The 19,890-nt window shown below is 62.2% G+C and carries 18 protein-coding genes; 8 read left to right on the forward strand and 10 right to left on the reverse strand.

The features are described from left to right. Positions 1-18 precede the first annotated feature (18 nt). From E5678_RS06675 to E5678_RS06695, 5 genes are all read left to right on the forward strand, one after another. Complete coding sequence (locus E5678_RS06675) at positions 19-828, forward strand: formate/nitrite transporter family protein (protein WP_136177795.1); 810 nt, start codon at positions 19-21, stop codon at positions 826-828. A gap of 112 nt (positions 829-940) precedes the next feature. Beyond that, complete coding sequence (gene cynS, locus E5678_RS06680) at positions 941-1,384, forward strand: cyanase (protein WP_136177796.1); 444 nt, start codon at positions 941-943, stop codon at positions 1,382-1,384. A gap of 41 nt (positions 1,385-1,425) precedes the next feature. Continuing rightward, positions 1,426-3,162 carry a bifunctional protein-serine/threonine kinase/phosphatase gene (locus E5678_RS06685; protein WP_136177797.1) on the forward strand — a complete coding sequence of 579 codons (1,737 nt, stop codon included), beginning with the start codon at positions 1,426-1,428 and terminating at the stop codon, positions 3,160-3,162. Between the two features lie 190 nt (positions 3,163-3,352). After that, complete coding sequence (locus tag E5678_RS06690) at positions 3,353-4,252, forward strand: Dyp-type peroxidase (RefSeq protein ID WP_136177798.1); 900 nt, start codon at positions 3,353-3,355, stop codon at positions 4,250-4,252. 145 nt (positions 4,253-4,397) lie between these two features. Next, complete coding sequence (locus E5678_RS06695) at positions 4,398-5,699, forward strand: FAD/NAD(P)-binding oxidoreductase (RefSeq protein WP_136177799.1); 1,302 nt, start codon at positions 4,398-4,400, stop codon at positions 5,697-5,699. A gap of 81 nt (positions 5,700-5,780) precedes the next feature. On the opposite strand, the gene E5678_RS06700 is transcribed toward E5678_RS06695, so the two are convergent. From E5678_RS06700 to phaC, 5 genes are all read right to left on the reverse strand, one after another. After that, the gene (locus tag E5678_RS06700; RefSeq protein WP_136177800.1) at positions 5,781-6,218 is read right to left on the reverse strand and encodes an FKBP-type peptidyl-prolyl cis-trans isomerase; all 438 of its coding nucleotides are present in this window, start codon (positions 6,216-6,218) and stop codon (positions 5,781-5,783) included. A 76-nt stretch (positions 6,219-6,294) separates the two neighbouring features. After that, positions 6,295-7,317, reverse strand: coding sequence for a tRNA dihydrouridine(20/20a) synthase DusA (gene dusA / locus E5678_RS06705; RefSeq protein WP_136177801.1), 1,023 nt, complete (start codon positions 7,315-7,317; stop codon positions 6,295-6,297). Positions 7,318-7,427: 110 nt separating this feature from the next. Beyond that, positions 7,428-8,165, reverse strand: coding sequence for an acetoacetyl-CoA reductase (gene phbB / locus E5678_RS06710; protein ID WP_136177802.1), 738 nt, complete (start codon positions 8,163-8,165; stop codon positions 7,428-7,430). Between the two features lie 180 nt (positions 8,166-8,345). Continuing rightward, entirely contained in the window at positions 8,346-9,524 is a 1,179-nt protein-coding gene (locus tag E5678_RS06715) for an acetyl-CoA C-acetyltransferase (protein WP_136177803.1), read from the reverse strand. A 160-nt stretch (positions 9,525-9,684) separates the two neighbouring features. Next, positions 9,685-11,517: a class I poly(R)-hydroxyalkanoic acid synthase gene (phaC, locus tag E5678_RS06720; protein WP_136177804.1), complete on the reverse strand. Its 1,833-nt coding sequence runs from the start codon at positions 11,515-11,517 to the stop codon at positions 9,685-9,687. Positions 11,518-11,645: 128 nt separating this feature from the next. On the opposite strand from phaC, the gene E5678_RS06725 reads away from it, so the two are divergent. Further along, positions 11,646-11,969, forward strand: a complete 324-nt coding sequence (locus tag E5678_RS06725; RefSeq protein WP_136177805.1) for a hypothetical protein — start codon at positions 11,646-11,648, stop codon at positions 11,967-11,969. Here the strand turns inward: E5678_RS06725 and pgeF are convergent. From pgeF to E5678_RS06750, 5 genes are all read right to left on the reverse strand, one after another. Beyond that, positions 11,889-12,728: a peptidoglycan editing factor PgeF gene (gene pgeF, locus E5678_RS06730; protein ID WP_136177806.1), complete on the reverse strand. Its 840-nt coding sequence runs from the start codon at positions 12,726-12,728 to the stop codon at positions 11,889-11,891. The genes E5678_RS06725 and pgeF overlap by 81 nt on opposite strands. Beyond that, positions 12,728-13,369: a maleylacetoacetate isomerase gene (maiA, locus tag E5678_RS06735; protein WP_136177807.1), complete on the reverse strand. Its 642-nt coding sequence runs from the start codon at positions 13,367-13,369 to the stop codon at positions 12,728-12,730. Before maiA ends, pgeF begins: the two co-directional genes overlap by 1 nt. A gap of 202 nt (positions 13,370-13,571) precedes the next feature. Then, entirely contained in the window at positions 13,572-14,492 is a 921-nt protein-coding gene (locus E5678_RS06740) for a ribose-phosphate diphosphokinase (RefSeq protein WP_136177808.1), read from the reverse strand. Further along, a complete protein-coding gene (locus E5678_RS06745) occupies positions 14,492-16,075 on the reverse strand; it encodes a thymidine phosphorylase family protein (RefSeq protein WP_136177809.1) in 1,584 nt (527 codons plus the stop codon). Before E5678_RS06745 ends, E5678_RS06740 begins: the two co-directional genes overlap by 1 nt. Positions 16,076-16,199: 124 nt before the next feature. Then, entirely contained in the window at positions 16,200-16,919 is a 720-nt protein-coding gene (locus tag E5678_RS06750) for a GntR family transcriptional regulator (protein WP_136177810.1), read from the reverse strand. 95 nt (positions 16,920-17,014) lie between these two features. On the opposite strand from E5678_RS06750, the gene E5678_RS06755 reads away from it, so the two are divergent. Together E5678_RS06755 and E5678_RS06760 are read left to right on the forward strand one after the other, a co-directional pair. Then, positions 17,015-18,397 carry an aromatic ring-hydroxylating dioxygenase subunit alpha gene (locus E5678_RS06755; protein ID WP_136177811.1) on the forward strand — a complete coding sequence of 461 codons (1,383 nt, stop codon included), beginning with the start codon at positions 17,015-17,017 and terminating at the stop codon, positions 18,395-18,397. After that, positions 18,394-19,884: a glutamine synthetase family protein gene (locus E5678_RS06760; protein WP_136177812.1), complete on the forward strand. Its 1,491-nt coding sequence runs from the start codon at positions 18,394-18,396 to the stop codon at positions 19,882-19,884. The genes E5678_RS06755 and E5678_RS06760 overlap by 4 nt, the downstream gene beginning before the upstream one ends. Positions 19,885-19,890 lie beyond the last annotated feature (6 nt).

Genomic DNA, 19,890 nt, shown 5'->3' on the forward strand with positions numbered 1-19,890 from the left:
CAACGAGAGGTAATCAACATGGCCTACCTGGTACCGTCCGAATTCGTCACCAAAATGGTGGACGCTGGAGAAGCCAAGATCTTCATGTCCACCCGCGACACATTGATCCGCGCATTCATGGCCGGCGCTATTTTGGCGCTGGCCGCGGCATTCGCCATCACCATCAACGTACAGACCGGACAGCCTTTGGCGGGCGCCATCCTGTTTCCCGTCGGGTTCTGCCTGCTGTACCTGCTGGGCTTCGATCTGCTGACCGGCGTGATGACACTGTGCCCCCTGGCGCTGATCGACAAGCGGCCAGGCGTCACCCTCAACGGCGTGCTGCGCAACTGGGGCCTGGTGTTTGTCGGCAACTTCGCCGGCGCATTCCTGGTTGCCATCATGATGGCCATCATCTTCACGTTCGGATTCTCCACCGAGCCCAATGCGGTCGGCCAAGCCATTGGCCACATCGGTGAAGGCCGCACCGTGGGCTACGCCGCACACGGCGCCTCGGGCATGTTGACGCTGTTCATTCGCGGCGTGCTGTGCAACTGGATGGTGTCGACAGGCGTCGTGGGCGCCATGGTCTCGACCAACGTCTCGGGCAAGGTCATTGCCATGTGGATGCCCATCATGCTGTTTTTCTACATGGGCTTTGAGCACTCCATCGTCAACATGTTCCTGTTCCCCTCCGGGCTGCTCCTGGGTGGCAATTTCTCCATCTACGATTACCTGATCTGGAACGAGATCCCGACTGTGCTCGGCAACCTGGTCGGCGGCCTGGCCTTTGTGGGCCTGACGCTGTACTCCACGCATGTGCGCACCGCACCCAAGCGCACGGCCTGATTTCAGCCCCTCGGCCACAGCGAACACGCGTTCGCTGTGGTTTTAGGGAGGCGCTGTCCCCGGCGCCCAACTGCAACACCCCATCACATTTGAACCACCCGGGAGTCAACGTATGAACCGCAACGACGTCACCGAAATGATCATCGGCGCCAAGATCACCAAAGGCCTCAAATGGGAGGCTGTGGCCGCCGAGCTGGGCCTGTCCAAAGAATGGGTCACCGCAGCCTGCCTTGGCCAAATGACGTTCAACAAAGCCCAGGCCGACACCGTTGGCCAGTTTTTCGACCTGCCCAAGGAGGCCATTGCGTGGCTGCAGGTCGTGCCCAGCAAAGGCTCGGTGCCCACAGCTGTCCCGACCGACCCATTGATCTACCGGCTCTACGAACTGGTACAGGTCTACGGCACCACCTTCAAAGAGCTCATTCACGAAGAATTCGGCGACGGCATCATGTCAGCGATCGATTTCAAAATGAAGCTTGTGCGGGAGTCAGATCCTGCAGGGGATCGCGTCAACATCGCCATGTCAGGCAAATTTCTGCCCTACAAGAGCTACTGAGTGCAGCCTGCCTGCTTCGGCCCAACCCACCGCACAGTGCCATGTCTGGCAAGTTAACCATCTCCATCGGTCAGCACTCGGACAAAGGCCGCAAGGAAGTCAATCAAGACTTTCATGGGGCGCTCGTTCCCGTTGAGCCTCTGCTGAGCGCCAAGGGCGTGGCCATCGCGCTGGCCGACGGCATCAGCAGCAGCGCGGTCAGCCAGGAAGCGAGCGAAGCCGCCGTGCGCAGTTTCCTCGAAGACTATTACTGCACCTCAGACGCCTGGAGCGTGAAACGCTCCGGGCAAAGGGTGCTTGGTGCCAGCAACGCCTGGTTGCATGGTCAGACGCAGCGCAGCCCGCACCGCAACGACCAGGAACGTGGCTACGTGTGCACCTTCAGCGCCATGGTGATCAAGTCCACCACAGCACACCTCTTCCACGTGGGCGACAGCCGCATCTTGCGGCTGCATCCCAAAGCGCTGGAGCAACTCACCGAAGACCATCGGGTGCGGATCTCTTCACAGCAGAGCTACCTCGCCAGGGCCCTGGGCGCACAATCCACGGTGGATATCGACTACCTGGCCCTGCCGCTCACACAGGGTGAGGTGTATGTGCTGGCCACCGACGGTGTGCACGAACATGTCGATGCCGCGCTGATCCATGCCACGCTTCAGGCCCACCCCGACGACCTGGACGCCGCCGCTCGCTCCCTTGTGGAGGCTGCGCTTGAACGCGGCAGCCAGGACAACCTCACTGTTCAGCTGGTGCGCATCGATGCCCTGCCCGCCCACGACATCACCGAGACTTCGCAGCGGCGCGCCGCGCTCGCTTTGCCGCCTTTGCTGACGGCTCGGGAGCAATTTGATGGATACCGCATCGTGCGCGAGCTGCACGCCTCCAGCCGCAGCCACATCTACCTCGCCATCGATGAGGCCTCTGGCCAGCAGGTGGCGCTGAAAATTCCCTCGGTGGACCAGCACGCCGACCCGGCCTGTCTCGAGCGCTTCTTGATGGAAGAATGGATTGCGAGGCGGATCGACAGCCCCCATGTGCTCAAACCCTGTGCACCGACCCGGACGCGGCAATACCTTTATGTGGTCATGGAGTACGTCGAAGGCCAGACTCTGGCGCAATGGATGCAAGACAACCCCAAACCCGACCTGCCCACCGTGCGCCGCATCGTTGAGCAAATCGGCCGAGGTCTCCAGGCCTTTCACCGCATGGACATGCTGCACCAGGACCTGCGTCCGGCCAACATCATGATTGACGCCACTGCCACCGTAAAGATCATCGATTTTGGATCCACCCGCGTCGCCGGCCTCGCAGAAGCAACCGCACCCCTGCAGGAAGAGCCTTTGCTGGGAACCGCCCAGTACACCGCGCCCGAGTATTTCCTTGGCGAGAGCGGCAGCGCCCGCTCTGACCTGTTTTCGCTGGGCGTCATCACTTACCAGATGCTCACCAGTCGCTTGCCTTATGGCAGCGCGGTCGCCGCCACACGCACCCCGGCCAATCAGCGCCGACTGGTCTTTGATTCAACGCTCGCCAGCGCAAGGCCTTTACCCGTCTGGGTCGATGGCGCACTGCGCAAAGCGCTGCACCCCGATCCCTGGAAACGCCACGAAGACGTGGCCGAATTTGTCTACGATCTGCAGCACCCCAACAGCGACTTCCTGCACCGGCAGAGCCCTCCGCTGATTGAGCGCCACCCGCTCGCATTCTGGAAAGCGTTGTCTTTTCTGCTGCTGATCGCCGTGATGTCGCTGGCGTATCGCTTGGCGCAGACGCCCTGAAACCACCAAAGCACCCACCCTTGGCGCAGAGAGCAGCTCAGACGCCTCCATGCTTGAAAAACTGGCGATGGGTCAAGTTCACGACCCTATCTGCGCTCGGCCCTGAAACTCGCTGTTAAATTCAAGGCAGATACCCGCTGGGGAGTGCAAAGGGCACACCAGGCCCACCCTTCACAACAAAATCTCCCATATGAGCGAAACCCCTTTGGCACAATCCGGCATTCTCGAAGCCATCCCGGCCCATGGCCGCTACCTGAGTTGCCAGTTGTGCCTTGGCGCTGACCCACGCCCCGTCTTGCAACTTCTGGCCGAGCAAACCGATGGCCTGACCTCGGTCGTGGGCCTGGGTGAATCCCTGGTGAAGGCACTCGATGGCCAAGTGGCAGGGCTGAAGACGTTCCGCGGTATCGAAGGCGCGCTGGTCAAGCTGCCTGCAACACCGATAGACCTGCTGGTCTGGCTGCGTGGAACGGCGCGTGGCGAGCTGTTGGCACGCAGTCAACACCTGGAAGCCCTGCTGGCGCCTGCATTTGAAATCACCAACATCACCGACGCGTTCAACCACGCGGGCGGGCGGGACCTGACCGGCTACGAAGACGGCACAGAGAATCCGAAAGACGGCGAAGCGCTCAAGACGGCACTGGTGCCTGAAAATGCCGGACCGCTGGCCGGCAGCAGCTTCCTGGCCCTGCAGCACTGGCACCACCAGCTGAGCCGTTTCGAAGCCATGCCCCGCCTGCAACAGGATCACACCTTTGGTCGAGATCTGGACAGCAACGAAGAGCTGGACGACGCGCCCGAGTCGGCCCACGTCAAGCGTACGGCCCAGGAAAGCTTTGCGCCCGAGGCCTTTGTGCTGCGGCGCTCCATGCCCTGGGTCGAAGGCAACCGAGGCGGTCTGGTGTTCACCGCTTTCGGACATTCGTTTGATGCCTTCGAGGCCTTGCTCGGGCGCATGTGCGGCGTTGAGGACGGCATCACCGACGCCTTGTTCAGCTTCAGCGAACCAGAAACCGGTGCCTACTTCTGGTGCCCGCCCATGCACAATGGCCAGCTCGACCTTCGTTCCCTGGGCTTCTCAGCGGCCTGAACCCATCACCCGGTGGTGAACCGATAGATACCCATACACCCAAGGGTATATTCGGGTACCTCTCTTGACAAATATCAAGTCTCATCAAGGCTTGCAAATGCACCATCTACAGGTGTATCGGCAACCCTTTTGATGGAGACAAGACATGGCACACATCGTGATTCTGGGCGCTGGGCTGGGCGGCATGCCCATGGCCTACGAAATGAAGGCACTGGCCCGCGCTGAAGACACCGTCACGGTGATCAGCGACTCAGCGAAATTCCATTTCGTGCCATCCAACCCCTGGGTTGCGGTCGATTGGCGAAAACGCGGCGATATCGAGGTGGAAATCGAGCCCGCACTGGGCAAAAAGGGCATCAAAGCCATCATCCAGGCGGCGAAGCGCGTACACCCGGCTGACAACCAGATTGAGCTGGCCGATGGCAGCATGGTCAGCTACGACTACCTGGTGATCGCCACCGGACCCAAGTTGGCCTTCGACGAAGTCGAAGGTTTGGGCCCACACGGCGGCCACACGCAGTCGATCTGCCACGTGGCCCACGCCGAAACCGCCAAACAAGCCTGGGACGGCTTCGTGCAAAACCCGGGGCCTATCGTGGTTGGCGCCGTTCAAGGCGCTTCGTGCTTCGGCCCAGCCTATGAATTCGCCATGATCATGGACACCGATCTGCGCAAGCGCAAGATCCGTGACCAAGTGCCCATGACCTATGTGACACCCGAGCCCTACATCGGCCATCTGGGTCTGGGTGGAGTGGGCGATTCCAAGGGCATGCTGGAGGCCGCCATGCGCCAGCGCCATATCAAATGGATCTGCAACGCCAAAACCACCAAGATCGAAGACGGTCAGATGTTTGTGACCGAACACAATGACCAGGGCGAGCCGATCAAGGAGCATGTGCTGCCCTTCAAACACTCGATGATGCTGCCAGCCTTCAAAGGCGTGGACGCCGTCTACGGCATCGAAGGCCTGACCAATCCGCGCGGCTTCGTCACCGTGGACGAACACCAGCGCAACAAGACTTTCCAGAATGTCTTCAGCGTCGGCGTGTGCATCGCCATCCCACCGGTAGAAACCACGCCGATTCCCTGCGGAACGCCCAAAACCGGCTACATGATCGAGTCCATGGTCACCGCCACGGCACACAACATTCGCGAACTCATGGACGGGAAATCGCCCACCCACAAGGCCACCTGGAATACCGTGTGCCTGGCCGACTTCGGTGACACCGGTGCCTGTTTCGTGGCGCTGCCGCAAATTCCGCCGCGCAACGTGAGCTGGTTTGCCGAGGGCAAATGGGTGCACCTGGCGAAAGTGGCTTTCGAGAAGTACTTCATGCGCAAGATGCAGAAAGGCTCCTCCGAGCCCATCTACGAGAAGCTCATCATGGACTTCATCGGTATCACCAAACTCAAAGCAAAAGCCGGCGCAGACAAACCCAAGCCCTGAGCTACCGGGCGCACGGGCGCCGGGAGCAAGCCAGCGCCCTTGCGCGCATGCGCACAGGGCCCGATACGGCCGAAAATCGCCTTACTTGATGCCCAGCAGCTCGACTTCAAACACCAAGGTGGCATTGGGCGGAATCACACCACCTGCACCGCGTTCGCCATAGGCGATGGCGCTGGGGCAGGTCAACTTGGCCTTGCCACCGATCTTCATGCGCTGTACGCCCTCGGTCCAGCAAGGAATCACACCGCCCAAGGGGAACTCGATAGGCGTTCCACGCGAATACGAGCTGTCAAATTCCTTGCCATCAGGAAGTGTGCCCTTGTAGTGCACCTTGACAGTGTTGGCTGCACGGGGGCTGGCACCCGTGCCCTCTTTCATCGCCCGGTAGACCAGACCCGTGGGGGTCACGATGGCGCCAGCCTCTTTGGCGGCGGCTGCGAGCGTCACGTCTTGCGCCATGGCAGGCGCCGACAGGATAGCGGCAGAGCAAATGATCAAGGCAATGGCAGTGCGTTTCATGGGGTCAGGCTTTATGAGCTAAGTAGAAAGAGAAGAGGAAAAAGAACAGGCAACAAGGCATTGTGCCCGAGGCCCCTCAGAGGGGTATCGCATCTGCCAGATCATGAAGCCCCACATGGGCCTGAGCCATGGCCCACACTTCGCGGGCAGGCAGGGGTTTCAGGCGGTGGTCGCTCCACACCTGGCGCCATTTGCGCGCGCCATGCAAGCCATGCCGCAGGCCCAGCATGTGGCTGGCAATCGAATACCAAGGCGCACCATCTTCAGCAGCAGCGCGCTCCATGTAGTCGATCATCGCGAGCTCCACAGCCTCGTGCGTCAAGGGTACATCTGGCGCCGCTTCACCGTAAAACGCCTCATCCCACGCGGTCATCAGCCACGGGTTGTGGTACGCCTCGCGGCCGATCATTGCGCCATCGAGTTGGGTCAGGTGCTCAGCAATTTGAGCGTTGGTCTTGATGCCGCCATTGGCGACAATCACCAGATCGGGAAAGTCGCGCTTGAGCTGGTACACCAGGTCGTAACGCAGCGGCGGAATTTCGCGGTTTTCCTTTGGCGACAAGCCTTGCAACCAGGCGTTGCGGGCATGCACCAAAAACACCTTGCACCCGGCTTCGCTCACCGTGCCCACAAAATCGCGCACAAAATCATAGCTCTCGATCTTGTCGATGCCAATGCGGTGCTTCACCGTGACGGGAATATCCACCGCATCCACCATGGCCTTCACACCGTCGGCCACCAACTGGGCTTCGCCCATGAGGCATGCGCCAAAAGCCCCCTTGAGCACCCGCTCACTCGGGCAACCGCAGTTCAGATTGATCTCGTCATAACCCCGCTCGGCCCCCAGCTTGGCGCAAATCGCCAAATCAGCCGGGTCGCTGCCCCCCAGCTGCAAGGCCACCGGGTGCTCTTCTTCGCTGAAGCGCAGATGTTGCGCGGCATTGCCATGGATCAGCGCGCCTGTGGTCACCATTTCGGTGTACAGCAGGGTACGGCGTGTCAGCAATCGGTGGAAAAAACGGCAATGCCGATCCGTCCACCCCATCATGGGGGCAACGGACAAACGCCAGAAGGAAGAATCGGGAAAATCGGCAGACATCAGGCGATTATCCCAGCGCCCAAGAAAAACCCCGCTAAAGCGGGGTTGATCGAGAGAAATGACGCCCCCCCCCAGAACGCCGCAGGTGCGGCGCAGGGGGTGAGCTTCACTCACCCCATGTGCAAACCACCGTTGACCGAGAAGTCTGCGCCGGTCGCGTAGCCGCCCTCTTCACTCGCCAGCCAGGCGATGATGGAAGCAATTTCGCTGGGCTTGCCCAGACGTTTGACGGGCACCGTGGCCACGATTTTCTCCAGCACGTCGGGACGGATGGCGTTGACCATGTCGGTGCCGATGTACCCCGGACTCACGGTATTGACCGTGACGCCCTTGGTGGCCATCTCCTGCGCCAGCGCCATCGAAAAACCGTGCATACCGGCTTTGGCAGCCGAGTAGTTGGTCTGACCCGCCTGGCCTTTTTCGCCGTTCACAGACGAAATGTTGACGATGCGGCCCCAGCCTTTTTCCACCATGTCGGCAACCACTTGTTTGGTCACGTTGAACATGGAGTCCAGGTTGGTGTTCATCACCGCCGTCCAGTCTTCCCGGCTCATCTTGAGAAACATGCGGTCTTTGGTAATGCCAGCGTTGTTGACCAGCACATCGATGCTGCCGTGTTTGGCTTTGGCATCAGCAAAGGCTTCCACGGTGGAATCCCAGTCGCCTACATTGCCAACCGATGCATAGAAGGTATAGCCCTGTGCCTTTTGCTCACCCAGCCATTTTTCGAAATCACGCGTCGGGCCACAGCCCGCGATGACTTTGAAACCCTCTTTGTGCAAACGCTGGCAAATGGCGGTTCCAATGCCGCCCATGCCACCGGTGACGTACGCTACTTTTTGATTCATGTTCTGTGCTCCTCTGGGTGGTGCCTATTGGCATTAAAAAATTCAAAAACCTGATGCCCATCAATACGACTGGCGTCGAGAAAATGCCGGCTTCTAAAGTCCCGTGGAACCGGCTTTGCCGGGCCACAGGGATTGCCCCTTAGATGGGGTCAGCGAAGTTTGGCAGGGGTGGGTCGAATATCAGCGCTCCAATGCGAGCGAGACACCCATACCGCCACCGATACACAGGGCTGCGACGCCTTTCTTGGCATCGCGGCGCTGCATCTCGTGCAGCAGCGTGACCAGAATCCGGCAGCCCGACGCACCGATAGGGTGACCAATGGCGATAGCACCGCCGTTGACGTTCACCTTGGCGGCGTCGATGTCGAGCACCTTGTTGACCGCGCAAGCCTGTGCGGCAAACGCTTCGTTGAGCTCAAACAGATCCACATCGGCCACCGTCCAGCCGGCCCGGGCCAAGGCTTTCTGGGTTGCGGGCACAGGGCCCATGCCCATGATGGCGGGATCCAGACCACTGGTGCCGAACGAAGCAATGCGGGCCATGGGCTTCAAGCCCAGCTCAGCCGCCTTCTTTGCGGTCATCACCATCACCGCCGCTGCGCCATCGTTGATGCCCGATGCGTTGCCGGCCGTGACGCTGCCTGCTTTGTCGAAGGCTGGGCGCAAACCGCTCAGCACATCGGCATTGGTCTTCTTGTTGACGAACTCGTCGGTGTTAAACACCACGGGATCGCCTTTGCGCTGCGGAATCACCACATCAACGATTTCGTCTTTGAACTTGCCTTCTTCCTGGGCTTTGGCTGCTTTTTGCTGGCTTCCGAGCGCCAGTGCATCTTGCATTTCACGCGTGATGCCGTTGGCCTTGGCCACGTTTTCAGCCGTGATACCCATGTGGTACTGGTTGTAAACGTCCCACAGGCCGTCCACGATCATGGTATCGGTCATTTTCCAGTCGCCCATGCGCTGGCCGTCGCGGCTGCCGTTGAGCACGTGCGGGCTGGCACTCATGTTTTCCTGTCCGCCGGCGATCACGATTTCGCTGTCGCCCCAGGCCACAGCCTGTGCCGCGAGCATCACGGCCTTCAGGCCGGAACCACAGACGGCGTTGATGGTCAGGGCGGGTGTTTCTTTGGCCACACCGGCTTTCATCATGGCCTGGCGGGCCGGATTCTGGCCCACGCCAGCAGCCAGCACCTGGCCCATGATCACTTCGCCGATCGCTTCGGCGGGAACGCCGGTGCGCTCCAGCAAAGCCTTGATGACGATGCTGCCGAGTTCGGTCGCCGGCACTTTCGCCAGGGAACCTCCGAATTTGCCCACTGCGGTGCGGGCAGCTGCAACGATAACGATGTCTTCCATGAGATCTCTTTCTAGGTTGGGTATTTTCGAATTGATGGTGGATGACTTCGATGGACAGCTTTTGACCATGCGCCCGGCCAATGCCAGGCGGTGTCAAGCTGGGATCAACGTCTCGGGGACCGCTGGTGCACAAAGCAAGACCGGCGGTCCGCAGACCACATCATGCCTTGGCTTTGACGTAACGCCCCGGTGCCGGTTCAATTGCAGGGTAGGACTTTCCCTTGCCAAAGGCCTTGGGGGCAGCAATTTGCTTGCCTGAAAGCGGTTTCAGCCAGTCCGACCAGTCTGTCCACCAGCTGCCCGGCTGCTCAGTCGCACTGTCGATCCACTCGTTCACATCGGTGGGGAACTTGCCCGCGGCCCCAATCCAGTGGCTGCGTTTGCCAGCCGCCGGTGGGTTGATCACGCCAGCGATGTGCCCCGAAGCGCCCATGACAAAGCGTTTCTTGCCAGGGAACACCTGGGTGCTGGCGTAGGCGCCCCCAATAGGTACGATGTGGTCTTCCCGCGAGCCGTACACATAAACGGGCAATTTCACCTTGCGAAAGTCGATTTTTTCGCCGCACACCACCGTCTTGCCGGGCTGAACGAGGTTGTTTTCCAGGTAAGTCTGGCGCAGATACCAGGCGTAGTACGGTCCGGGCAGGTTGGTCGCGTCGGAGTTCCAGTACAGCAGGTCAAACGGCGGTGGTGACTCGCCTTTGAGGTAGTTGCCCACCACGTAATTCCACACGAGATCGTTGGGGCGCAGAAAGCTGAAGGTAGTGGCCAGATCGCGTCCGGGCATGAGGCCGCCTTCGGCGAACTGCATCTCGCGGTATTTGACAAATGACTCGTCGATGAAAAGATCGAGGATGCCGGTGTCGGTGAAGTCGATCAGTGTGGTGAGGAAGGTCGCGCTGTTCACAGGCTCTTCCCCTCGGGCCGCCAATACCGCGAGTGCATTGCTCAACATGGTGCCACCCACGCAAAAGCCCAGCGCATTGATGCTGTCTGCGCCCGTGATGTCCTGGGTGACGCTGATCGCCTTCATGACCGCATCTTCAATGTAGTTGTCCCAGGTCTTGTGCGCGATGGACTCATCTGGATTGCGCCAGCTCACCACAAAGGTGCGGTGACCTTGCTCCACGCAGTAGCGGATCAGGGAGTTCTTGGGCTGCAAATCGAGGATGTAGAACTTGTTGATGCAAGGTGGCACCAACAGGAACGGCCGCTCGTAAACCTTGGCCGTGAGCGGCTTGTATTCGATCAGCTGAAACAGCTCATTTTCAAACACCACAGCGCCTTCGGTGGTGGCCACGTTTTTGCCCACTTCAAAAACGCTCTCATCGGTCATGGACACATGGCCCTGTTTGAGATCGTGCAGCAGGTTGGCCACCCCCTTGGCGATGCTTTCGCCCTGGGTATCGATGGCCTTTTTCTGCGCCTCGGCGTTGAAGGCCAGGAAGTTGCTGGGCGCGCTGGCATCGATCCACTGCTGGACGGCGAAGCGCACACGCGTTTTGGTTTTGGCATCGCCTTCGACCGCGTCGGCCATGGCCATCAGCGTGCGGGCGTTGAGCAGATAGGTTGCCGCGGTGAAGGCCGCCACGGGGTTGCTGGCCCAGGCATCGTTTGAAAAGCGGCGGTCGGCCACCGGCGCCATGTGGGCACCCTGGTTCCACAGGCCAGCCATTTCCTGGACGTAGGTGGTCTGAATCTTCAGCATTTGAGCTGGATCCAGCTTGACTTTCTGCCCGGCGGCCTGGTCAAACAAATTGGAGAAACCGGGGAACCCGGCGGCACCGCCCGGCATCCCGAACGGTTGGGCGGCTGTGCCCTGGGGCATGAAGGCCTTGAAGGCGGCAAACGGGTCGGCTGAAGCCGACGGGCCCGGGGCTGCCGCTGCGCCTGGAAAGGCCTGGGCTGCCTGCGTCCATTGGGCGATCAGGTTTTGCTGAAACTGCTGTGCGGCTTCCAGCCAGGGTGCTTGAGGGTCTTTTCCTGATGTCATGGGTGTCTCCTGTGGTTATTCCCGGCGGCTTATCATCGCCTTACTGGGGAAAGATTCCGGCTTGGCCCTAGTGTCGACCGAACGGCTTCCAGCAGGCTGACAAGCGTATCCGGGTAGCAAAGGTTGTCGTGTATCTGGTTGTGATTGCGTGGATGTATGTGGTGTTGATGATGTCGATCGCCGAAGCGACCAACACCACCGGCACCCTCCTGGGTGCCATTGTGACCTTTGTTCTGTATGGATTGCTACCCCTCTCGCTCGTGGTCTACCTGATGAATACCCCAAGTCGCAAGCGAGCCATCAGGGCGCGCGAGGCGGCTGAAGACGCGGAACGGCGCCAACAACAGGCCGAAGCTGGAGACATTTCGGCATCAGGCGATCCAGATGCAGGCGGCCATGCGGCCGGTGCTGCCGAGCCGGACGGCGTCGCGCCGGTGCGAAAAGAAACGTGAGTTGTTTTCAACGGTACACCAGGCAGCGCTGCTGTCGTTGCCGTCGATCTGAACCACGCCCCGAGCCTGCAGGCGCTGACGGGCGAGCCCGGCCAGATCGCCCATCCACTTGCCGGCTACACCGGCTGATTCCAGCGCTTCGCTGAAACACGCCCGCGCCTCGGGCTGCCGCTCGACAAAGGCCTGGCGCACTTCCGCACCCACCTCAAACGCGGATGGCCCGATACAAGGCCCCAGCCAGACCTGGACGCCTTCGACAACCTCAGCCGCAGTGAGGCCAGGCTGTTGCTGGCACACCGTTTCGATCACCGCGTCCAACGTGGTTTCCAGGACACCCCTGCCCTGCGCATCGCCAGCCAGGCCACGCCAGCCTGCATGGGCCGCCGCCACGACGGTACCTGAGCGGTGCGTGAACAACACCGGCAGGCAATCGGCCACCATGATGGTGCAGGCCAGACCGGGCTGGGTGGTGATGCAGGCGTCACCCTCTGCCCCATCAGGCGTCTGGGCTTGCAGCGTCACCACACCGGTCCCATGCACCTGCTGCAGAAACACCGGATGAGCGCCCAACGTGTGGCCCAGTTGCTGTCGGTTGTGCGCCACCGCCGCAGGATCGTCGCGCACGTGATCCCCGAGGTTGAAGCTGTCAAACGGCGGTGCCGACACACCGCCGCCGCGCAGGGTGAACGTGGCGAGCACTCCTGCAGGTGCAGACCACTCGGGAGTGAGCTGGTGCGCCAGGGGCTGGCCAGTGGGCATCACGCGCCGCTGTCCGGGCAAGCCGAGGGCTCAGCACTCTGGAAGGCGGGCATAGCCATGCAACGCTCGAACACGCCCATGGTCAACGGCAGGCCTTCCAGCGGCGTTTGAAACCGCTGGGCATTGAATATCTGCGGCACCAGGCAACAATCGGCCAGGGTGGGCGCATCGCAGTGGCAAAAGGCGCCGGTGCCGGGCTGGGCCAGCTGGCGCTCAAAGGCTTCGAGACCGGATCGGACCCAGTGGCGGTACCAGGTGTTCTTTGCATCCTCTTCGACCTGGAGCTCCTTCACCAGATAGTGCAATACGCGCAGGTTGTTCAACGGATGGATCTCACAGGCGATGGACTGCGCGAGCGCTCTGACGCGGGCTCGCCCCAATGCATCTGCGGGCAACAGCGCAGCACCCGGGAACTGTTCGTCCAGGTATTCGATGATGGCCATGGACTGGGACAGCCGGTTGCCGTCGTCCAGCTCCAGCAAGGGCACCAGCCCATCGGCCGACAGGTCGGCAAACGCCGCTTGTTTGTGTTCGCCTTTGGCGAGGTGCACCGAGATGTACTCATACGGCAGCTGCTTCAAGGCCAGCGCGATGCGCACCCGGAACGAGGCGGACGATCGGAAATAGTTGTAGAGCTTCATGGGGCGAGCATAAACCGGCGACTCGAAAGCGGGCAATGAGCCGCTGCTCAAAAAACAGGCACCGATCGCCAGCCCAGACGTGCCGTGGCTTTTCCGAGTTGTCCCAGCAGTTGTGCACAGGCTTGGGCACAATCCCCATGAACAACCCGTTCAACCCGCTGAAACGTGCTGATCAGCACGGCCCACCAACCTTTGCGCGGGTTCAAGCCGGGTGTTTGACCGAAGCCTGGTCCCTGAGCGCCTGGGCCAGTGCAGGCACCATGCTGACGGCATTGCTGGCATGGGGAATGCAATCGGTGCTCCAGATCTCACCCACGCCAGCGGTCTTCACCAGGGCCAGAGCACCCTCGGCAAACAGGGCGTGGGTCACGGCCACATCGACCGAAGCAGCGCCAGCGGCCAGCAGGGCTTGTGATGCCTGGGCCAAGGTGTGTCCCGAGCTCGCAACGTCGTCCATCAAAACCACGGTGCGGCCCAGCACCGACAGATCGGGGAGTTGAACCACCACATCCCGGTCACCCCGGCGGACTTTGCGGCACACCGCATGGTCCCACCCATGGCGTGCGGCGGCCTGCGCCACCCACTGCAGCGACTCCTCATCGGGGCCGATCAGCAGGGCCTGGGGACGGTGCTGATGCACCAGGTCGGCCAACACAGGAGCACCGCTCAGCACCACAGCATCGGGCACAGGGATCGCATCTTCCAGGGTGGCCACCCGGTGCAAATGGGGGTCGACGGTGATCACCGCGTCAAACAGATCGGCCAGAAACCGCCCCACGATGCGCTGGCTCACCACCTCACCGGGTTGAAAAGCCATGTCCTGGCGCATGTAGGCCAGATAGGGCGCCACCAAGGTCAGGTGCCGAGCCCCCAGCGTGCGCGCCGCCTGAGCGGTCAACAGCAGCTCCACCAGCTTTTCGTTGGGGTCGTAAAGCGAGCGCCAGATCACGACCCGGGCCGGCAGCTGCTCGGGCAGGCGCAGGCGCAACTCCCCGTCAGGAAACCGGTGCCGCTCGATCGCTCGGGGCTCCAAGGCCGCGGCCTGCGCAGCGCGCTCGGCCAGTTCGGCGTCTTCGGCGCAGTACAGCAAACAGCCCGCTGGGTTGGATTGGGGTACAGGCATCAAAACTCCACAAAAACCTGGGGCAACTGATTGGCCGTTCCAAGCTGGTAGCCGTTGGCCTGCTCACTGGCTTGCCGGGCGAACACCAAGTCAGCTGGGTAGCTGGCGTAGATGCGGTACAGCAAATCGCCTGCGGTCACATGGTCGCCCAGCTTGGCAAACACATCGACGCCCGCACCGGCCACCTTGGGCGCGCCAGCCAGGCGGGCGATGCGCGCCACCCTGAGGTTGTCGATACCGATCACCACCCCCGATTCGCTGGCTTTCACATCAAGCGTTAGCGCGCCCACAGCAGGCCGATGCAGGTCAAAGCCCCGACTGCCTTGTGCCTCTACGATGGCCTGCATGTGCGCCAGCGCCCGCCCGGATTCAAGAATGTCACGGGCAATCCGGAAACCGTCGCCGCCGCGCACATCGGGGCTGCACTCGATGATGCGACCCGCGAGGCGCAGCGATTTCTGACGCAGATCGTCGGGCGCATCGGGGTGGTTCTCCAGCACCTGCATCACGTCGCGCGCTTCCAGCACCGGGCCGATGCCACGTCCGATGGGTTGGCGTCCGTCGGTGATGACCACGTCCAACGACAAATTCAGCCGCAGGGCCACGTATTCGAACAGGCGCCGCAAACGCTGTGCCTCGGGCATGGAGCGCACCTTGGCGGTGGGGCCAATGGGGATGTCGAGCACCAGGTGGGTCGAACCCGCCGCGATTTTTTTGGACAGAATGGATGCCACCATTTGCCCGGGTGAGTCGATGTTCAGCGGGCGCTCCACCGAAATCAGCACATCGTCAGCCGGCGACAGATTCGCTGTGCCGCCCCAGGCCAGGCAAGCGCCGTGTTGCCGCACAATGCCGACGAGCTGCTCAAACGGCAGCTCCACATTCGCCAGTACCGCCATGGTGTCGGCCGTGCCGGCCGGCGACGTGATGGCGCGCGACGAAGTCTTGGGAAACACCAGGCCGTGCGCCGCCACGATGGGCACCACCAGCATCGATGTGCGGTTGCCCGGAATGCCACCAATACAGTGCTTGTCGACCACCAACGGCTGCTGCCAATCGAGGCGCCGCCCGCTGGCCACCATGGCCTCGGTGAGGAAATACACCTCTTCGCGGTCCAGCTCGCTGCGGTTGCAGGCGACCACAAACGCAGTCAGCTCGATCTTGGAATAGCGGTGCTGCGCAATGTCGCGCACGATGGCGGCAAAGTCTTCCCGGCCCAGGCGCTCACCGTTGATCTTGCGAAACAGGGCGGGAATGGACGCGGGCGGCTCGGCCTGTGAGACCGAAGCCGGGTGGCCGTCGGGCACCTTCAGCTGCGCAAAGGCGTCCTCTGACAGACCCAGCTCACCACAGCCAACAATGGACACATCGTCGACCACGTTGACCGTGGCCAGGATGCTGCTGCCGTTGGCATGCACCTCCACCTTGGAGAGCGCCTGAAAGCCCTCGGCCCGGACCACGGCGCACTCGCGGTGCAGGTAGGCCACATTCTCATGGTAAGTGTCGATGGCCACCCGCTTGAGCGAGAGGCCTTGCGCCTGCGGGGTTGTTGGGTCGATAGCGGCGGGAGTTTCGTTCGGCATACCTCAACGATACACCGCAACACACCGCCCGCTGGGCGCGGAGTGCCGTTCTTTCATACCGATGTGCATTCAAAGTGAGAACAGGGCCGAGGAACGCTGTCATCACCTTGAAGGTGAATGGGTATCAGCCCACCACCAGCCGGATCGCGGGCAACACCTGCTCAGACTCCGAGCGCCGCTCCAGTGCCAGGCGCATGTTCATCTGGGCGACCTCGGTGTGCTCGGTGGCCAGCGCTTCGGCGCGTGCACCTTGCCCTGCGCGCAAGGCATCAAACAGCATGTGGTGCTGGCGGTGCGCGTAGAGCATCCAGTCGCGGTCCCGCGCCAGCGTGCCTTGCATGGGCAACATGGCCGAGGCCGGGGCGAAGGGCAGTTTGTCGTTGAGCGCCACCGCGCGTTGCAAGGCCCGATTGCCACAGCCCTCCAGCAGCAAGGCATGGAAGCGGTCGTTCATGGCCGCGTAGGCCGCGTAACCCTCGATCGTGAGTGGGTTGCTTGACAGCAAACGATCGCCTTCGTCAAGACAGCCCTGCAGATCGCCCTGCAGTTGGCGTGAGACCCCATGTTCGGCCACCAGGCGCGCGGCCATGCCTTCCAGATGTCCCCGCACGGCAATCGCATCGGTGACTTCTTGTGCGGTGAATTGGCGCACCAGGTACTTGCCGGTTTCATTGGCTTCGACCAGGCCTTCTTGCTCCAGCGTGACCAGCGCAGCGCGAACCGGCGTGCGCGAGGCACCCAGCCGCTCGGCGAGTTGCTGCTCTGCCAGGCGCTGCCCTGGCGGAAAGGCACCGCTGAGGATCAGGTCGCGCAATTGCATCAACACGGTGTCTTGCAGGTTCATATTTGAAACTGTACACTGATTTATAAAAATGGGATACCGTTTGGATATCCCGCCACTGCCCTCCCCCCATCACCTCAACACCGTACAGGAGCGCCATGAAAGCCGAACTGAATGAACGCCTGACCCAGGTTGGGCCGGGTACCCCAACCGGAGAACTGCTGCGCCAGTACTGGCAACCGGTGGCGCTGCTGGACGAATTCGACCCCGCGCTGGCCCCGACCATGGCGGTGCGCCCGGTCAAAGCGGTGCGGGTGCTGGGGCAAGACTTCGTGCTGTTCAAAAACGCTCAAGGCGTGTTTGGTCTGCTCGACCGCGACTGCCCGCACCGCGGCGCCGACCTGGCTTTTGGCCGCAACGAAGGCGATGGTCTGCGTTGCCCCTTCCACGGCTGGAAATTTGATGTGACCGGCCAATGCACCGACACACCGGCCGAGCCCGCCGGCAGCACGCTGTGCTCGCGCATCCGACAACGCAGCTACCCACTGGTGGAAAAAGCCGGCACCTTGTTCGCCTGGTTCGGCCCCGAAGGCCAGACACCGCCGCCCTTCCCCGCCCTCGACGCTTTTGAGGCTCCGGGTACCCACAGCTTTGCCTTCAAGGGACTGTGGCACTGCAACTGGCTGCAGTCTTTCGAGGTGGGCATCGACCCCGCCCATGCCTCGTACTTGCACCGCTTCTTCAACGACGCCTCGCTCGACGACAGCTATGGCAAGCAGTTCCGGGGCGCGAGCGCCGGTGAGGTGGGCGGCGAGCGCTGGCCCATGACCAAGGTCATGCGCGAATTCAGCCAGCCCGAAATCTCGTTCACCGCCCAGCCCTACGGCTTCCAGCTCACCGCCCTGCGCAAGATGAACGAAGCGCTGGCCCATGTGCGCGTGACCAATGCGGTGTTCCCTCAGACCTTCGTCATTCCGCTCTCAGAAACCATGACCATCACCCAGATGCATGTGCCGGTGGACGACACCCACAACCACTGGTATGCCTTCTTCACCAGCTTCGACGGCCCAGTGGACAAAGACACCATGCGCAAGCAGCGCCTGGAAGCCGTGACCCTGCCCGACTACCTGCCCAAGTCGGGCCGCCACAACCACTGGGGGTTCAATGCCGAAGAGCAGCAAAACAGCACCTTCCTCGGTATGGGCGAAGACGACATCAACGTGCACGATCAATGGGCCTGCGAGAGCATGGGTCCCATCCAGGACCGCACCCGCGAGCACCTGGGCACCACCGACAAAGTGATCATGGCCAACCGCCGCATGCTGCAAACCGCCATTGCCAGCGTGGCTGACGGTGGCGTTGCGCCCGGCATCGCCGACCCGGCGCAGCATGCCGCCATCAGAGGCCCCGACACGGTGGACGGCATCGCGCCGGCCGATGCCTGGGAGGCCTGGTGGCACAACGCTGTGGTCGCGAAGCGCGCGGGCGCCCCCTGGGACAAGGCAAAGGCCGAACCCACCGCCGAAACGCGCACCCCATGATCCCCACTCCTCCTGCCTTCGCCGCTCAATGCGGCGTGCAAGACGGTGCGCGCGAAGCCGCCTGCCTGCGCGCCTGCGCCGCGATCGAAGCGAGCAACGTCGATTCGGTGCGCCTGGGCTGGTGCGACGTGCACGGCCAGCTGCGCGGCAAAACGCTGGAGCCCCACGCCGCCATCCACGCCCTGCGCGAGGGCGTGGGCATGGTCGGCACCTTGATGCTCAAGGACACCGGCGACAAAACGGCCTGGAAGGTGTTTGAAGCAGGCGCCACGGCAGACCTGCCCGGCTTTGCCGGCGCCGCCAACCTCATGCTGCTGCCCGATCCCGAAAGCTTCACGGTTTTGCCCTGGGCTCAAGGCACGGGCTGGATGCGCTGCCAGCCATGGTTCCAAGACGGCACACCTGTCGCGCTGGACAGCCGGCGTGTGCTGCAAAACGCGCTGGACCGCCTGGCGGCCTCCGGTCACGGCCTCAAGACCGGATTGGAAGTTGAATTTCACATCTACCGCATCACCGACACCACCCCTCAACTCGACCCCAAACGCGCAGCCTGGCCGGGCGAACCGCCAACGGTCGAGATGATCCACCCCGGCTACAACCTGCACGCCGAGGCCCTGATGGACCTGGCTCACGAGCCGCTGGCCATCGTGCGCCGCACCGCAAAGGCGCTTGGGCTGCCCCTGCAATCGCTGGAGATCGAGCTCGGCCCCAGCCAGGTGGAGGCCGTCTTTGACGCCACCGACGCGCTCACAGCGGCCGACCACATGGTGTTGTTTCGCAATGGCGTTCGCCAGGCGCTGCGCCGCGCCGGGTATCACGCCAGCTTCATGTGCCGCCCGCCATTTCCCAACATCATGTCCAGCGGCTGGCACCTTCACCAATCGCTGGTCGAGCAGAAAACCGGGCGCAATGCCTTTGTACGGGCCAGCCCCGAGCCCGGCAGCCACCCAGACATGGCCTGCCACACCCTCTCGGAAATCGGCACACAATGGCTTGCCGGGCTCCTGGACCATGCCCGAGGCATCACCGCCTTGTGCACCCCCACCATCAACGGGTTTGGCCGCTTCCAGCCCAACGCACTGGCGCCGCAGTCGGTCATCTGGGGGCAGGACAACCGGGGCGCAATGCTGCGTGTGGTGGGCGGCGCAGGCGACCCGGCCACGCGCATCGAAAACCGCATCGGGGAACCCGCCGCCAATCCCTACCTCTACATCGCATCCCAGATTCATGCCGGCCTGGACGGTATGCGACGGGGTCTGCAGGCGCCGCCGGCCTGCGACTCGCCATACGCCGAGGGTCTGGAGCGCATTCCAACCACCCTGAGCGAAGCCCTCGACGCCCTGCAATCCGACGCGGCCCTCACTGCCAGCCTTGGCCCCGACTTTGTGCGCTATTTCTGCCAGATCAAGCGCAGCGAAGTTCACCGCCACGCCGAAGCCAGCGATCCCCAGGCCTTCGAACGCTGTGAGTATTTCGCCCGCACCTGAAGCGGC

The sequence above is a fragment of the Hydrogenophaga sp. PAMC20947 genome (genome assembly GCF_004795855.1).
Taxonomy (GTDB): Bacteria; Pseudomonadota; Gammaproteobacteria; order Burkholderiales; family Burkholderiaceae_C; genus Hydrogenophaga.

What these genes read in the sequence shown, in the direction of transcription:
- E5678_RS06675 (WP_136177795.1), top strand. Translation starts at nt 19, where the DNA reads ATGGCCTACCTGGTACCGTCCGAATTCGTCACCAAAATGGTGGACGCT.
- cynS (WP_136177796.1), top strand. Translation starts at nt 941, where the DNA reads ATGAACCGCAACGACGTCACCGAAATGATCATCGGCGCCAAGATCACC.
- E5678_RS06685 (WP_136177797.1), top strand. Translation starts at nt 1,426, where the DNA reads ATGTCTGGCAAGTTAACCATCTCCATCGGTCAGCACTCGGACAAAGGC.
- E5678_RS06690 (WP_136177798.1), top strand. Translation starts at nt 3,353, where the DNA reads ATGAGCGAAACCCCTTTGGCACAATCCGGCATTCTCGAAGCCATCCCG.
- E5678_RS06695 (WP_136177799.1), top strand. Translation starts at nt 4,398, where the DNA reads ATGGCACACATCGTGATTCTGGGCGCTGGGCTGGGCGGCATGCCCATG.
- E5678_RS06700 (WP_136177800.1), bottom strand. Translation starts at nt 6,218, where the DNA reads ATGAAACGCACTGCCATTGCCTTGATCATTTGCTCTGCCGCTATCCTG.
- dusA (WP_136177801.1), bottom strand. Translation starts at nt 7,317, where the DNA reads ATGTCTGCCGATTTTCCCGATTCTTCCTTCTGGCGTTTGTCCGTTGCC.
- phbB (WP_136177802.1), bottom strand. Translation starts at nt 8,165, where the DNA reads ATGAATCAAAAAGTAGCGTACGTCACCGGTGGCATGGGCGGCATTGGA.
- E5678_RS06715 (WP_136177803.1), bottom strand. Translation starts at nt 9,524, where the DNA reads ATGGAAGACATCGTTATCGTTGCAGCTGCCCGCACCGCAGTGGGCAAA.
- phaC (WP_136177804.1), bottom strand. Translation starts at nt 11,517, where the DNA reads ATGACATCAGGAAAAGACCCTCAAGCACCCTGGCTGGAAGCCGCACAG.
- pgeF (WP_136177806.1), bottom strand. Translation starts at nt 12,728, where the DNA reads ATGCCCACTGGCCAGCCCCTGGCGCACCAGCTCACTCCCGAGTGGTCT.
- maiA (WP_136177807.1), bottom strand. Translation starts at nt 13,369, where the DNA reads ATGAAGCTCTACAACTATTTCCGATCGTCCGCCTCGTTCCGGGTGCGC.
- E5678_RS06740 (WP_136177808.1), bottom strand. Translation starts at nt 14,492, where the DNA reads ATGCCTGTACCCCAATCCAACCCAGCGGGCTGTTTGCTGTACTGCGCC.
- E5678_RS06745 (WP_136177809.1), bottom strand. Translation starts at nt 16,075, where the DNA reads ATGCCGAACGAAACTCCCGCCGCTATCGACCCAACAACCCCGCAGGCG.
- E5678_RS06750 (WP_136177810.1), bottom strand. Translation starts at nt 16,919, where the DNA reads ATGAACCTGCAAGACACCGTGTTGATGCAATTGCGCGACCTGATCCTC.
- E5678_RS06755 (WP_136177811.1), top strand. Translation starts at nt 17,015, where the DNA reads ATGAAAGCCGAACTGAATGAACGCCTGACCCAGGTTGGGCCGGGTACC.
- E5678_RS06760 (WP_136177812.1), top strand. Translation starts at nt 18,394, where the DNA reads ATGATCCCCACTCCTCCTGCCTTCGCCGCTCAATGCGGCGTGCAAGAC.